Origin of the sequence: Corallococcus sp. CA041A (assembly GCF_003612075.1) — a bacterium.
GTDB lineage: Bacteria > Myxococcota > Myxococcia > Myxococcales > Myxococcaceae > Corallococcus > Corallococcus exiguus.
On sequence record NZ_RAWF01000744.1, the window covers coordinates 1 to 399 of the forward strand.

The following is a 399-nucleotide window of genomic DNA, read 5'->3' on the forward strand; positions in this document are numbered from 1 at the left end:
GGTCGCCGCCGAACACCGTGATCCGGCCGTTGGTCAGGGCCTGCATGGTCAGCATGTTCACCGAGACGTCGAGGCGCATGCGCGGGCTGAAGCCGCACACCGTGGCCGGCCGCACGATCTGCGGGATCAGGGCCGGCGCGTAGCTCAGCAGCACCCGCTCAGCGATCATCTTGGTCTTGTTGTATTCGCTGATCGGCTCGAGCGACAGCTCCTCGGTCACCTGCTCCTCGGTCTTGACGCCGTAGACGCTGGCCGACGAGGCATAGATGAAACGGCGGATACCTAGATGAACCGCCAGCTCGGCCAGCCGCATCGTGCCCAGCGCGCTGATCTCCCAGGTGAGCTTGGGATCGAGATCGCCGCATGGATCATTGGCGACCGAGGCGAGGTGGATGATCG

1 protein-coding gene is annotated in these 399 nt (G+C 64.9%); it reads right to left on the minus strand.

Features of this window, described 5'->3' with window-relative positions:
- Positions 1-399 (minus strand): SDR family oxidoreductase (locus tag D7V77_RS42915; protein ID WP_147452406.1); only part of this gene is annotated, 399 nt, incomplete at both ends.